Source organism: Chania multitudinisentens RB-25 (assembly GCF_000520015.2).
Lineage (GTDB): Bacteria > Pseudomonadota > Gammaproteobacteria > Enterobacterales > Enterobacteriaceae > Chania > Chania multitudinisentens.
The window spans coordinates 463,918-478,409 of record NZ_CP007044.2; the positions used below are offsets into that span (position 1 = coordinate 463,918).

The window sequence follows — 14,492 nt, forward strand, 5'->3', positions numbered from 1 at the left end:
TCCATATCTCTGATCCGAAATACCTTTAGTCACCTGTATTATTCCGTCGATATTATTTTTCCGCTGGTAACTGGCTGACTCACTGAGTTTACGCAACCTGGGAGATACAATGGCAGAACGCGGTATTGTCGTTGACCATTCCACGCTTTATCGATGGATAATCCGTCTGAGCCCTTGCTGGACAAGGCATTTCGTCAACATAAACGAACCGTGGGCCGTCGGTAGCGAATGGGGCGTATTAACCACACACAGAGACCGCCCAAGAACATTATCGAAGTACGGCTGATAACATTTGGCTAGATCGTTGAATAACATTTATGGAGATCACTTTTGGCTCATTTTGAATGATTATATTCTGTCTGTGAGCAAGTCACCCGCTGGTTACCTCTTTTTGTTAAACCCACTGCATCAGACCAGGCTGTGTCCCTCAATTAAAAATGGCATGCTAACCACCGAATTATCAGACAGTTATCGCTATGGCTCGCTACGATTTTCCTGATGCAGCATGGGCACTGATCCTGCCATTATCACCTCTATTTAGTGTGATTAATTTGTATTAAAATAAGTTTAATTGTTTCCACTAACTCCATGGGGTGGCTAAAAAATGGACTGTGACCACTTGGTAATTCTTGGACGGTATCACAAGGTACTCTGCATAACATGATATCTTGTAACTCAGGAGGAATTGCCCTATCTTTATTACAGCGGATATAATGTTTTTTAACAGAACCAAAATTAGCTTGTGAAAGAGTTAATGGAGTATATATAGGTTCTATTGCTTGAATACCAAAATTGGACATCGCTAATTTGGCAATATCTTCACTGGAATCATGCATAAATATTTCCATTTTCGATGTAGCCGATAATTCTGTTGCCAGACCTCCCTCAACCATATTGGTAATTAACTGTGGGTGTTGTGGAAAAAGCTGGCTGAGACTCATGACCGAATCTCCATTACAAGGCAAGAATGCACATAAATAAATAAGATTATCTATTTTATCAGGGATTTTCTCGGCAACTCCTGAAATGACAATACCAGCCATACTGTGTCCAATCAATTGCACTGGCCCATTAAGTGACATTATTTTTTTAACTACTTGGTCTATATAAAGTTCAAGAGTGACTTTTTCTATTGGATAAATATTTTCACCATGGCCAGGTAAATCAATTACCGTAATAGAACAATTATGTATCTTGAGACTCGAGGTTATAATCTGCCAGACCCAGCCCCCCTGCCAAGCACCATGAATTAGTACAATATGATTCATATTATTTCCCTTTGAAGTCGTGATGCAAAATATCACAATTAATTCTAAATTCACATATACAATTTATTATGAAAACAGGCATAACAGAGCTATTATTTAAAATAATGTTCATGATTTGTTTTCTCTCTTTTAATCGCATTGACTTGGCTCCATTGATCAACCCACCGTAATAGAAGGTAAGAGGGAACTCGGCAAAATTTTCACTTATTCAATATGTAGATTTAGTCGCCCTATTGCATTAGTGTAGGCAAGTCAGCAACTGTTTCGTTGCCATTTTTTTAGGCGGCCAACAAATAAAATTGTTCCGCCGGTGACAATCCATCATTTTGATGATGCTGATATTGTCCTTTGCGCATCATGTGGATCAGTTCGATGCCCGCCACTCAGTGAGTCAGCCAGATACCAGCGAACACACTGAGCCATAATATCGACGGGATAATGCAGCCGACTGAAGGCTTTTCGGATAAGAGACATGCTTAGGCTACATCATAAAAAAACAGCATGTTACCCGACGATGTCTTAATGCGACAGAACCAAGGCCGCTCTCTCTGGCTCTTCGGCTAATCCCTCTCCATTTTTTGTATCAGCCACCACACAACAAACGCCAATCGACACTTCTCGCTCACAAGCACAAAATACTGTTTATACATACAGCTATTGCTGTGTGTTTTACTGGTTTGACAGCAGAAAATTAAATCCGGTTCCCTCCTACCAGGATACAAACGCTGTCGGCCGTCAGAAAACAGACTGTAGAAAAAGGAAAATAACCATGGCTGAAGAAAAGAAAAATGCTCAGGTGTTGAACGGTATGAATGATGATATCACGGAACTGAAATCACTGGGTACACTGCGTAAACGTGTGGTCAGTGACGGTGAAGTGGTCTCCAAATCACCAAACGGTTTTCGTCTGGCAAATGGCAATACCGGTGTGATCCTGCGTAATGATGGACAAGATTTTTATGCCCTGACCACACCAAGCGGTCAGGCACAGGACGGGCAGTGGAATACCCTGCGTCCTTTCTCTTTCAATCTCTCTAACGGCAGAGTATCCCTGCGTAACGGTGTTGATATTTCAGGTGGGGCACTGGTGTCGCATAACGACGGTATTGCGGCAGCGACTACTGGCCCTGCCGGTCTCATCATTGGGCAGACGTATAACGCACCGGCTATCCATACGAATTTCACCAGCGGCAATGTGACCACCACGATGATGATGTCCACCCGTTTTGTGGCTGGAAAAGAAGAGATGGGGCTATTGGCTTACCGTGACTCACTAGGCGCTTGGAATGAAATTCAGGTGAGATCAAATCATGAGCTCTCGGTAGGGCAACTGACAAAACGCAATGCCGATGGATGGATTGTGGCAGCAGGAAGCCAACTGACCAATAACAACACGGATCGCATGACTAACGGGGTACGCCTCTTGGGAGCCGGCAACCTGTGGGCAGACCTTTACCATTATGAGCGCATCGGTAACCATCACATGGTGGGATTACGTGTTGCCAATGGTGGCGGGGACGGTTGGTATGAGTTCCGTGATAAAGGCAATGCCTATACCAACGGCAGTTGGAACAGCAGCTCTGATGCCCGCATGAAAACGGACATCGTAAAGATTGATGGTGCGCTGGATAAGTTGGGAAAAATCAGTGGGTATACCTACCTGAAACAGGGAGTACCAGAAGCCGGTGTTATCGCTCAGGAAGTGGAAAGCGTATTACCGCAGTCCGTGACCACAACGGAGCTGAGACTGAATGATGGCAGCCTGCTGACAGATGCCCGGGGGATCAATATCAATGGCGTCGTGGCTCTGCTGATTGAAGCACTCAAGGAAGAACGTGCTGCCAGAATTGAAGACCGGCGTGAGTTGGAGTCTCGGTTGGCAACACTGGAAAAAATAACTAGTGGCAAACAAGACTGATACTCGGAGTGCCTCTGCGTGCATGCAGCCAAGTGCAAATATTTTACTGTGTCGATATAAATTCAAGGAGATGGTGTTATGGCAACACCTGCATACTACATAAATGGCGTGCCCTATGAGGCTAGCGGCCAGGTTATCATAACCATCGGCCCTACCAACCCCGTGGGAAATGTTGGGCCTAGCCCCATCGCGCCATTTCCCGTTCATGTTCCATGGCAGCAAACTCATGGTGGTGGGAGCATAGCGTATGACCCGAACAAAGTGATTTTTTACGGATTATATCCTCTGCGTGATAGCCAGATAAAAATAAATCAAATATTACAACAGGCTAAAAATACTTATCCGCAGAATGCAGAACAAATCAGGGATGAGGCCAAGGCGTTACTTAGCGAATTAAAAAAATCAGGACTCATTGTCAACCCTGAAATTAATTCAGCCATAAGTGTATTACAGGAGGCGATTAATTCATTACAGATGAATATTGATTCCAAAAATCAGGAGGAACAAAATGTCAACAGAAAAGAACAGGAGGCAGAAAATGCATTTCTAGACTTTATGAAAAAACATAATCTCTCGAATTTTATCGACAAGTCTGCTGCCATGATTGACGCAGCCATATCAACAACGGGGCCATGGCTCATTAAATTATGGAATGAGGCAGTTCCCCCTAAAATTAGCGCGGAAATTGAGGGAAAAAATAAACTTATTACATACCTTGACTGGGTAAAAACTATCACGGAAGACGTAAATAGGAAGAAAAATCTCTTAGTTGAAATAAAAAACAGAGTTGAAGCTGAAGAAGCACGGAAAGTTCTGTTTGCTAAAGCAGGGATTTTACTTACCCCGGTCTATACGCCTGAAATGGTTAAATCAGCCCAATCTGCTCTAATTGCTGCCGGAAGGATGATACTGAACCGCGCCTCGGGAATGGTGCAATTATCAACGATTGCCGAAGGTATTCTGACTACGACCAGTGAAGGGGCTGGCTCGATAGCCGGTGCGTTGTGGCGAGGCGCTACGGAGTTGAGCAGAATAGCCACCGTGAGCACGGTCGGGTCGACAGTCGGTGCTCTTGTGGTAGGATTCTGGCCAAAGGAAGCAGGACTAGGTAGCGATCAAATTGAAGGGCGAGACTATGAGATGTTCGCTGCTCAGGCTCAACTGTTTGCTGCTGGCAAAGTCAATATTCAGCCTGAAATGACCTCGGTCAATCTACCTGTACGTGGTTTTATCACGGCGGAGAATGGTCGGCAGTATGCCGCCTTGGTTAAAACGGGCGTAAACGGCGTCTCTGCGAACGTGCCGGTGCTGAGGGCGGTACGTGACGAGAAAACCGGGCTGGATAAAATTACGTTGCCAGCAGTAGGTGGGGTTCCGGCACGTACTATTCTGGCTAACCCGGTTCCTACTGGGCCAGCAGCGCCATCCCATACCGGGAACAGCTCACCGGTTCCGGTGACACCGGTGCATACCGGAACGGAAATAAAGCAGGTTGCCAGCATTGTGACAACCACCTACCCTGCGGATGATCTTAAAGATATTCAAGACTTCATCTATTGGCAGCCAGACGCCACGGGAAGCGGTGTTGAACCGATTTATGTCATGTTGAGTAGTTCGGTTAATACTAGGCAACAGGAGCGGTTCGATGAGTTGGGAAAAATTTTTGATAAAAGCAATTCATCTACAGATTTAAAAATTGAGGGTAAAACGATTAAACAAGGGCCAGAGAGTAACAGCTATGGGACCACCAAGGTTTACGAAGGGAAGGAGTTAACTGATCAGCAGATTCATAACTATGCACAAGAACTTGCAGGTAAGGTAAATTTAGTAGAAGTCAAATCTGGAATTTACAAAGCGAAACTTGCTGATGGAACATCTATCACTCTACGAAATATTTCTACATCTGCAGGCAAAACTAGTAGTCGTTGGACGATTGACATCCGTGACAACCCGACTATTAAGCAGGCTGGATATAAATACTCTCGCGTGGAGGTTAAATTTAAATGATTAAAAGTATTAGTGAAAATGAATACAAGGAACTAGCCGATGCAGCAGAGGGGCAAACGCTTGACGCTGTATTGTGTTACTCCATCCCTGAAAAGGTTCCTGCTGACTTTAGTTTTGAAGATAGGAAAGAGATATTCCTTTGGGTTTTAACCCGTCTTTTGAACGATGGTCGAATAAAGCTTGCTAAACACAGTAAATTTCTTGAAGGATCTGTGGAAGAACAAGTTGAGCGTTTTCGTAAAGCACTACCTAAGACAGAAGTTGAAATGGATGACGGACTTTGGTTTTTTGATGATCGCTGTCCTGGGGGGGCCGTATGGATTCTACCAAATGGCTCCCTCAACTGGACATAATTATTGAACAATAAAGTGTGCTGAAATGGAAAGTCAGTCTTTAAGCAAGAGTAACTATCGTTTCTATGGTCAAGATCGTTAAGCGATAGTGGCCATTTCATCAACGTCCAACAAACGAGGGTTTGTTGGACGTTTTTATGATTTGTATTAGCTCAGACCTGATCTGACAGTTACCGGTTATTTATACAGGTATCTGTCAGATTACATCTGGCTTAAGTTTTTCTCAGCCCAGATGCGCTTTCCATCAAGTAATGTTTCCATTGGCGTTCTGCCACAGCACATTTTCCCCTGATGAGTTCGCTCATTATTATAGTGAGCCAGCCATTCATCAAGATCCGATTGTAATGTATCGAGCTCACCATACAGCTTTTTACGGAACGTGACCTGATAAAACTCGTTCAGTATCGTTTTGTGGAACCGCTCGCAGATGCCGTTTGTCTGCGGTGACATCGCTTTGGTTTTCGTGTGGTCGATGTCATTTATCGCCAGGTAGAGCTGGTAATCATGTTGCTCCACTTTGCCACAAAACTCTGTGCCTCTGTCGGTCAGTATTCTCAGCATTGGCAGTCCATGCGACTCGTAAAAGGGGAGCACACGGTCATTCAGCAGGTCAGCCGCAGTAATCGGGGTTTTGGTGACATACAGCTTGCAGTGAGCAACCTTCGAGTATGTATCAACAAAGGTCTGCTGATAGATACGCCCGACGCCTTTCAGATTGCCGACGTAGAACGTATCCTGTGAGCCCAGATAGCCGGGATGGGCGGTTTCGATTTCACCACATACCTGGTCATCACTGGCTTTACGCTCCAGTGCCACTATCTGTGCTTCAGTCAGTTCGATACCGTCATGGGCCACTTTTTCTTCCAGTGCTTTCAGCCGCTTTTTGAAGTTCTCAAGTGAGTGACGCAGCCAGACAGAACGGACGCCGCTTCCTGAGATAAAAACGCCTTGTTTACGCAGTTCATTACTGCTCCGGTGCTGACCATGCGCAGGGAACGCGATAGCGTAATCAACAACGGCCTGCTCAGTGGCATTATCAGTACGGTTTTTGATGTTGGAAGCACGTCGACTGCGGTTAATTAGTGCATCCACGCCACCTTCATCAGCCAACTCCCGATAACGGTAAAACGTATCGCGTGAGACGCCCATGATTTTACAGGCTTTTGACACGTTGCTAAGTTCTTCGGCCAGATTGAGCAAACCTGTTTTGTGTTTGATGACAGGATTGTTAGTATGAAGCATGAGAGTTACCTCGTGTTTTGTATAAGGATTCGACACCCATATCAAAACCGGTAACTCTCAACCTTTCAAGGTCATGTGTCAGATCAAGTCGCGACTAATACATATGATTGTGTGTTTTTTGATCAAATCTGTGATATTCAGCGTTCTCTTAATCTATCCACTTTTCTATGTTCCGATATACTGAATTTTAGCGTGATAACGGGACATTCACACCATGCTGATGGGATATGCACGGGTTTCAAGCGCTGACTGTAGTCCCTCCAGTTTTTAGTACCACCGCCAATGAGGATCTCCGGCCAGTTTTTGCCTCGCATAGATAACCGGTGGCATATCACCCAGTGAGCTATGTGGGCGTTCCTCGTTATATTCTGTGCGCCAGTCTTCTGTGAGTTCACATACTTCAGACAATGTTCTGAACAGATACATATCAAGTATTTCTGTTCGCAACGTTTTGTTAAATCGCTCGATAAATCCGTTCTGCATCGGCTTTCCGGGCTGAATAAAATCGAGTATCACTCCATGCATCTCTGCCCACTCGGATAAGGCTGCGGCAGTGAGTTCTGGCCCGTTATCACTTCGTATATAAGTCGGGTAGCCGCGTTCTGCACTTAATCGCTCCAGAATGCGCACAACACGATGAGCCGGTATATTCAAGTCAACTTCGATTGCCAGTGCTTCCCGGTTAAAGTCATCAACTACGTTAAATAACCGGAATCGCCGCCCGTCGCTCAAGGCATCACTCATAAAATCAACTGACCAACAGTGGTTCATTTTATGTGGAATAACCAACGGCTGTGGATGCCTGTTCGGTAAGCGTTTTTTTCCTTTGCGTCGGAAGTTGAGTTTTAACAATCGATAGATCCGGTAAACCCGCTTTGCATTCCACAGTAATCCTGCTTGGCGTAACTTATTGAACATAAGTCCAAAACCATAGGCCGGATACTAATGCGCCAGTTTTTGTAGCGCCTCAACCACAGGCAGATCCCGTACTGTGTTCGGGCAATAATGCAACAGGCTTCGACTGATACCGATAATCCGGCACCCGCGTCGTTCGCTGGCCTGATGTTCCGTCATGACGTAACGCACCAACTCACGCTTTTCGGGTACCGTTAAAGTTTTTTTGAAACAACATCCTTAAGAATTTCATGATCTAAGCTCAAGGAAGCATACATCTGCTTTAACCGACGGTTTTCCTCTTCCAGCTCTTTCATTCGTTTGATATCAGAGGACTCCATGCCGCCGTATTTAGATTTCCAGTTATAATAGCTGGCTTCCGACACACCGTTTTCACGGCACACATCCTTCACATGCCGACCCCCTTCAACTTCTTTCAGGACCCTCAGGATCTGAGTTTCAGTGAAACGCGCTTTCTTCATGATGAGCCTCCATTGGTTGCATTTTAACCAGAGAACTCCATTAAGCGGTAAGACTAAATTCAGGGGGGACTACACGTGCCTATGCTAATGCGACATAACCCTCTCATCATCCAGTATTCAAGGCGAGATGAGCAGGGGGGGAAAAGAGTGAATGCCTAATTTTCTCATCGCCGACCGCTTGTGAGAACTGATGGTTTTGTGGTTAAGCGTTAACTCACAAGCCAGTTGTTCAACACTTTTTCCTTTTAGCAGGCTCTGCAATATGTTCATTTCTCTGCTCGAAAGTACGTTGGTCTTTTTTACAACAGAGGTATGTTCTATTTGGTCAGGCTGGTTTATGCGGGAAAACTCACTTTTTATTTTCTCAATAGAGTCGTTGATACTCAGAACGCGACTGACGTTTTCCATTCCAGCCAAATAGCGTTTTACCGCATCATTGCATTTAGCATCGGTGAAGATGAGCACTTTGCTGTTGGGATGATGTCTCGGGATATGACGGTTCATGACCTCCAACAACGCGAGTACATTGTAATTAAGATAACTTAGCTCCAGGATAATAACGCCAAGGCCGCGCTGTGATATTAATTTATCTTCCGCTTGCTTAAGGCTACTTATACTAAATACGGCATTGTTATCGGATTCATCACAGGCAGAGTTTAATACGGTTTCAAGTCCTAAACGCGTAAACTCACATGAGCACTGCAACAATACCTTCCTGGTTTTATTCTTTTTATTTTTCATTTTCCATAATTCAGCAGTTGAATTAAATTATAATAGGCAAGGGCCAAGATATAATAACAGGCCATTGCCTCGTAGGGTTAGAGGCATTAATAATAAGTAATAGGGTTATCTATGCTTTAGGGGTAATTACAAAATTTACGGTATCCGTATGCAAACCACTTTGCGTTGACGCGGTTTTAAATAAGCTCACCGCAGGAGTCCAACACATCTCGCTTCTGCCATTTACGCCGCTGGGTGCTTGCGATAGCGTAATATACTTGGCGGTTGCCGCAGGGAAAGAGAAATTATTCCCCGTCACGCTATCATTACTGACCAGCTGCAGGTTGTAAGGCAGTTGGCTGCCCGCCGCACCATTCATCATAAACAGATTACGCCCACCTTGCAGGTTTGTGCCATTAGTGACACCCAACGCATACTCTTTATTTCTTACTCCAGCGCTCACATAACTGACACACAGATTATTGCTGCCGATATTTTTAATGGAAGCCGCATAACCGTTTCCTGGCGCGGTCACCTCGGGTAAATCCCCTACATCTGCCGCATTCAACTCCCAAACAGCGGATTTAAGGCTGAACTCCGGCTCCGGTGGCTCAAGCTCGGTAATCGGGGGCAGAGTAGCCGGAGGTGTAGCACCCCCATGGCAAATGCCGCCCGGCAGAACCAGCAAGGGGGTTTCCTGACCACCACCATTTTCGGATATGTGGGTATAACGCATAAACAAGGCCGGATAAGCATTGTTTCCCGCCGTCGTGAAATTAATGGAAAATGTCCCCCCCGAGGTGATTATGTTGTCATTAGAGCCGGTACCGAAAAACAGCAGGCGTTCAGTTGCACTCGAAATCCTTACCGAAGCGGGCCCGGTCATGTTATTCCATCCGGGGGAGGTTACCCTTTGAATATAGGCAGTCAATGGTCTCCCTGTCCGCGTATCCAACCCTGGCAGCCAGGCATAGAAGGTATTATTCGCCGTACTCGAAGCACCATTGTTGGCATAAAAAATATTCAGCCTGAATGTGGCTCGCCACTGACCAGGGCCAATATTGGTGACGTTGCAATTACTGAAGCTTGGTGAATAGGTTGCTGCCAGTACTGATGTAGACATCAGTAGCAACGTGCTGGCACCTAATAGAGCCAGCCCAAATAGCTTTTTCATAAAATCCTCTGGCGATTAACGCGCATCTTCCTGATTACTTAAATTACATTCAATAGACGATGGTCTGTGTCAGTAGCGGTGCCTTACACCTTGACTTCAAACATCAAAACCAGCTTGCCTGCGTAATTACCCGATAACGTACCCAAGACCCCCATGGGCTGGCGGGCCACGACAGACAGCAGATAGCTGCCGGTTGACGTGTCCCCAGCCTGAACCGGGTTGCTGAAGCTGACTGGTGTGGTGCCCAACGTCTGTAATGTGGTGCTATTGGTACCAAAACCTACCCGTTCGGTGGTAAACGCCAGCGTGCTGTCGGTTTCATGCATCAGCACCAGCGGCTCCACCAGGGAAACGGTAAATTCACGCTCGTTGCGGATGCTGACCTGGATCGGCACCTGTGCCTGATAGCGAGTGATATCGCTGCCTGCGCTGTTGCTCAAGACCAGCGTGTCGTACCAGCCTCCTCCCGGCTTTTCGACGGTGATTTTGGGCCGATCGGTCAGCATGATGCTGACCGGCACACCGCCCAGTGCGATATCTGCCGCTCCGGTGGCATGTCCCCACAATAACAATACGGCGCCTGTTATCCGCTGCCACATCCTCATGCATTCTCTCCCATTATTATTTTTTCCCTGCCTCACACCGCAGAGTGAAAGGTTTATTTTGCGCTTTGCCACTCAGGGTTTGAGCCGATATCAAGCGGGGTGTATCCGGATAAACATTAAAATTATCTATGGCCTGCCCATCCTGTTGCAGGTCACTGAACTCAACCCGTACCGTGCCGGTAGCTTCCAGTTGCAGCCCTTGTTCCCCGCAACGGGACTGCCAGGTCGCCGTCTGATTGGCCGGCAACTGACGTACCAACCCGTTAAATCCTAAGCTGACCAACATCACGTTATTATTGGTGCCGCTGATGCTGGCTTTCTGTTGAGGAATAACGGCCAGCCGGTATACCTTTTCTTTGTCTGGCTGCTTCAACACATTAAGCTGCACCTGGTTTTCCTGCCGTGGCCCCAGTGATAATTTGAACGGGGTGGCATACAGAAACGGTTCTTTAATCAGACCGATGGGGATCATCTGCTCTTCCTCTGGGGGAACACCGGGGTTGGTGACCTGATACAGAGTAATGTTGACAAACTCTGGTGTATCACCGGTGTTACTCACCCAAACCACCGCCTGTTCTTCCTGAATCTCCGCCACCTTCGGTTTGATATCAATCTGTGCCAGGGCCGCTTCCCAAGGAAAAATACACAGTAATATTCCGGCAACCTTACGGGCAGCGAATGTCAAACGGCTGGCCATCGGCATTTCCTTTCAGAGTTTCCACAGGGAAGACGCGCGGTGTCCCCGGAAACACTTTCTGCTCCGCAGACAGGCTGCCCGCAGGGGTTACCTGCAAATCACGAAACAGGCTGCTGACGTTACCAGTAACGGTCAGTTGCAACCCAGCAGAGGTACACTGGTGATTCCAGCCTTTTACTTGTGCGCCACTTGGCGGCAAATGATGAACCACTACGCCATACCCGACGCCGAAAGTGATTGGCGCACTGACTTTGTCTTTACTCTCTTCCCCAACCACCTTGATGCTGGAAACCGGAACGATATACAACCGATATAAGGTTTCCTTGGCTGGCGCTTTCAGCGCCACCAGGTTGATATCCCGTTTCTGGCCCGGCCCCAGCGTCAATTTGCCCGGATTGGCCATCATTTCTGGTAAACTGATATCCCCAATGGCGGTTTTGCGCTCAGGGGTTTCACCTGGGTTTTCAATACGTACCAGGTCTACTTTCAAGTAAAGGGGCTTATCACCCAGGTTGCTGACCTGTACCGTTTTGGTCTGCTGGCCCTCTACCATGCTGCGGGCTGGCATCACCATCAGTTGCCCGTCAGCCCGTGCCAAACCGCTCAAGGCCATGAGGCCAATCACCAACCCGAAGCCTATCCTGTTCATCGTTTGTTTCATGGTTTTTCTCATCATCTTTAATTTATTCAATATGTTAAATGGTTTTCTCTGCGCGAGCTTAGCCTGCTACGCAAAGATAACGCTTCTCTTTTTGTTGGCTCAGGTCGCAGCGATAACGCCCTTGCTTGCCGTTCACCGTAACCTCTTTAAGCAGCATTGAGGAAGCCACTGAGAACAGACCATTCGGGTAAACGGTATCTCCGGTTTCCTGTAGCGTGCCGCTGACCGGATTGCCATGGGTATCCACCAGGAAGCCGTTGTACAGCAGGTTCATTTCAACTTCGGCCTGCACCGGGTAGACTTGCCCTGGATGGGCCCGTACCACGTTGGCGGGTAAACGAATATTCATATCTACATCGGCATCAACCGTCTGCGCCCTGGCGAAGGTGACATCCTGATAACTCGCCAATGGCACCGCATAGGTGCTACTGTTGGCAACTGGATACCCCTCAACCTTAAAGCCGTATTTCATGCCACCCAACTCTGGTGTGGTTACCAGCATTGCAGCACCGCTTGGGCTGGTTCTTCCGAGCGCCACACCGTCCTTACTCGCGGCCAGCATACCGTTATAGTTAAAACTGCCGCTGGTTATATGGTCATCCACTCCCAAGCGCATAGAGGCATCGCCTCGAGTTCCGCTGCGCCGGGCGTTCAGGCCCACCGCATTGGCCCGGCCAATTTCACTGAAGTCCACGCCGGCATAAGTGGTGCCATGGCTATCTTCAAACTCACGCATATAGCTGCCGCCGGTGTGCAACTTGCCATTGTTATAAGCTGCGTTGAAAGTACCGGTATTGCGGTCCAGCATGATGGTGGTATTCAGGTACAATCCGTAGTTGTTGCTACGATTGTCGTAGCCTCCTTTTTGTACCCCCGCAGATATCACCGCCCAGATGCCGTTGCTACGCCAGTTCCAGGTGCTTTGCAATTGATGGCGTTCGCTGCGGGAATAGCGATTGTAGTTGTACCCCAAACGAGTAGGGCCAAACTGCCGCCCATAAGACAACGATGTGCTGTTGTTGGCCGGATAGAACGTTGACACTGCTGTATTCTGGTATTGCGCGGCATTCAGGTAACCCAGGCTTGGATTGCCAGCGCTGAGACTGGCATAGCCTCCGGTATGCTTTTCACCGGCCATCACACCCAGCGTTGGCGTCACCTCTACATCAGCCACTTGCATCGGCCGGGTGATGTTGTGTTCCATCGCCCAGGCACTGCCGGTGCCTTTCAACAGTGCACTGCTGGCGGAAAACCAGTTAGTTTGGAAGTTAGCGCCAGCATTCAGGACATTTTGCTGGCTATTCAATTCATTACCGAAGGTTAAATACCAGCCGGAACCCCCACCGTAGCTAATATTGGCTATTTGCTGTTCTTCACGGCTGACCACTTGCCCACTGCGATTAACCAAGCGGATCTCTACGCCGTAGAACCCACCGGGTAACTGGTTATAGTCAATTTCGTTACGGCCGATCACTGCCGGAACACGGCGGATCAGGCGCCCATCGCGATAAAACTCATAGTCACCATCAGCAGTCGCGAATAACACCAACTTGCCAGCCGACTGATTATCCCGTTTCAGGTTGTCCTGACTGCCCCAGGTAATAAACTGGTCAAAACTCGGATTCAATGAAGTACTGATACTGCCAGCCGCGGTATCTCGGCTATCCTGACGGCCACCACGTAAATAAGTAGAGGTGAAGTTTTTCTGTAAATACCAGGTACTCACCCCTTGATCCGTGGTACGAGTATCAAAGTTTTTGCTGTCGTTGTAATACCAACTCAAATAACCGTAGCTTTGCGCGGGCAATCCCAGATAACCTTGGCCGAAAGCAGAAACAGCACGATATTCATTGGACGCGGTACGCACATCCAGCGATTGATTATGAATAAAGCCCATCATTGTTTCAGGCTGAATATAGCGCTGATTACCATCCGTGATCGTTAACGACTGTTTGATTTTATCCAGCGTGATCATTTGACCTGCGATGGTGTAATCACAACCATTTGGGCAAACGGCATAAGGGATCTCAGACAGGACTTTAGTTAATAAAGCGATCTGTTCTGTGGATATTCCATTTTCGCGATACAATGCTTCATCAAACGTCAGGCGATTTTGCTTGGCTGACCAACTGACCGCTCCAGGCAGAGCCTTGCCGCCCATAGTTGCTAAAAACTGCATTGATTTATCCTGTTCAGCCTCCGAAAAACCGGCCGGAACCTGATATTCAATTTGGGCACTATTGGCATAGACGGGTGTTAACAATACTAAGCAGGATAGCCATCCAGGGTTCACGTTGGCCATAAGGCTCCATTCCATAAGTTAAATAAATACAGCCTTCATTATTATAAGCCGCACACCGGCGTAGAACTGATATTGATTAGATATGAGATAATCAATAACGAATTAACTATCCTCCATGAAGAAATAGCTAATTGGATATTGTATTCACAATAAACAATCGATATTTATC

Annotated in this window: 11 protein-coding genes and 4 pseudogenes; 4 read left to right on the top strand and 11 right to left on the bottom strand. The window is 47.1% G+C overall.

The window, feature by feature from the left end; translation table 11 throughout:
• Positions 1–3: 3 nt before the first annotated feature.
• Positions 4–222, top strand: a pseudogene (locus Z042_RS26230) (IS6 family transposase); the annotation flags it as partial.
• A gap of 311 nt (positions 223–533) precedes the next feature.
• Here Z042_RS26230 and Z042_RS02070 read toward each other — a convergent pair.
• From Z042_RS02070 to Z042_RS25820, 3 genes and pseudogenes are all read right to left on the bottom strand, one after another.
• Positions 534–1,268 (bottom strand): alpha/beta fold hydrolase, encoded by a 735-nt coding sequence (locus tag Z042_RS02070; RefSeq protein WP_024914144.1) that lies wholly within the window; start codon positions 1,266–1,268, stop codon positions 534–536.
• A gap of 278 nt (positions 1,269–1,546) precedes the next feature.
• Positions 1,547–1,651 (bottom strand): annotated as a pseudogene (locus Z042_RS26330) (IS6 family transposase); the annotation flags it as partial.
• A pseudogene (locus Z042_RS25820) lies at positions 1,650–1,742 on the bottom strand (IS6 family transposase); the annotation flags it as partial. The pseudogenes Z042_RS25820 and Z042_RS26330, both read right to left, overlap by 2 nt.
• Positions 1,743–2,037: 295 nt before the next feature.
• Here Z042_RS25820 and Z042_RS02080 point away from each other — a divergent pair.
• The 3 genes from Z042_RS02080 to Z042_RS02095 all read left to right on the top strand — a co-directional run bounded on the left by Z042_RS02080 (position 2,038) and on the right by Z042_RS02095 (position 5,546).
• Complete coding sequence (locus Z042_RS02080; RefSeq protein ID WP_024914145.1) at positions 2,038–3,186, top strand: tail fiber domain-containing protein; 1,149 nt, start codon at positions 2,038–2,040, stop codon at positions 3,184–3,186.
• A gap of 78 nt (positions 3,187–3,264) precedes the next feature.
• Positions 3,265–5,193 (top strand): S-type pyocin domain-containing protein, encoded by a 1,929-nt coding sequence (locus Z042_RS26445; protein ID WP_236849211.1) that lies wholly within the window; start codon positions 3,265–3,267, stop codon positions 5,191–5,193.
• Positions 5,190–5,546 (top strand): DUF596 domain-containing protein, encoded by a 357-nt coding sequence (locus Z042_RS02095; protein WP_024914146.1) that lies wholly within the window; start codon positions 5,190–5,192, stop codon positions 5,544–5,546. Before Z042_RS26445 ends, Z042_RS02095 begins: the two co-directional genes overlap by 4 nt.
• 201 nt (positions 5,547–5,747) lie before the next feature.
• Here Z042_RS02095 and Z042_RS02100 read toward each other — a convergent pair whose 3' ends face one another.
• The 8 genes and pseudogenes from Z042_RS02100 to Z042_RS02140 form a co-directional block, all read right to left on the bottom strand.
• Positions 5,748–6,788: an IS481 family transposase gene (locus Z042_RS02100; RefSeq protein ID WP_024914326.1), complete on the bottom strand. Its 1,041-nt coding sequence runs from the start codon at positions 6,786–6,788 to the stop codon at positions 5,748–5,750.
• Between the two features lie 267 nt (positions 6,789–7,055).
• Positions 7,056–8,164, bottom strand: a pseudogene (locus tag Z042_RS24725) (IS3 family transposase).
• 117 nt (positions 8,165–8,281) lie between these two features.
• A complete protein-coding gene (locus tag Z042_RS02115; protein WP_024913740.1) occupies positions 8,282–8,905 on the bottom strand; it encodes a LuxR C-terminal-related transcriptional regulator in 624 nt (207 codons plus the stop codon).
• A 109-nt stretch (positions 8,906–9,014) separates the two neighbouring features.
• Positions 9,015–10,058 (bottom strand): hypothetical protein, encoded by a 1,044-nt coding sequence (locus Z042_RS02120; RefSeq protein ID WP_024913741.1) that lies wholly within the window; start codon positions 10,056–10,058, stop codon positions 9,015–9,017.
• 83 nt (positions 10,059–10,141) lie between these two features.
• A complete protein-coding gene (locus Z042_RS02125) occupies positions 10,142–10,663 on the bottom strand; it encodes a hypothetical protein (RefSeq protein ID WP_154666864.1) in 522 nt (173 codons plus the stop codon).
• A 16-nt stretch (positions 10,664–10,679) separates the two neighbouring features.
• Positions 10,680–11,360, bottom strand: coding sequence for a fimbrial biogenesis chaperone (locus Z042_RS02130; RefSeq protein ID WP_045784777.1), 681 nt, complete (start codon positions 11,358–11,360; stop codon positions 10,680–10,682).
• Entirely contained in the window at positions 11,329–12,021 is a 693-nt protein-coding gene (locus Z042_RS02135; protein WP_154666865.1) for a pilus assembly protein, read from the bottom strand. The genes Z042_RS02130 and Z042_RS02135 overlap by 32 nt, the downstream gene beginning before the upstream one ends.
• Positions 12,022–12,079: 58 nt before the next feature.
• Entirely contained in the window at positions 12,080–14,200 is a 2,121-nt protein-coding gene (locus tag Z042_RS02140; RefSeq protein ID WP_162149753.1) for a TcfC E-set like domain-containing protein, read from the bottom strand.
• Positions 14,201–14,492: the final 292 nt, after the last annotated feature.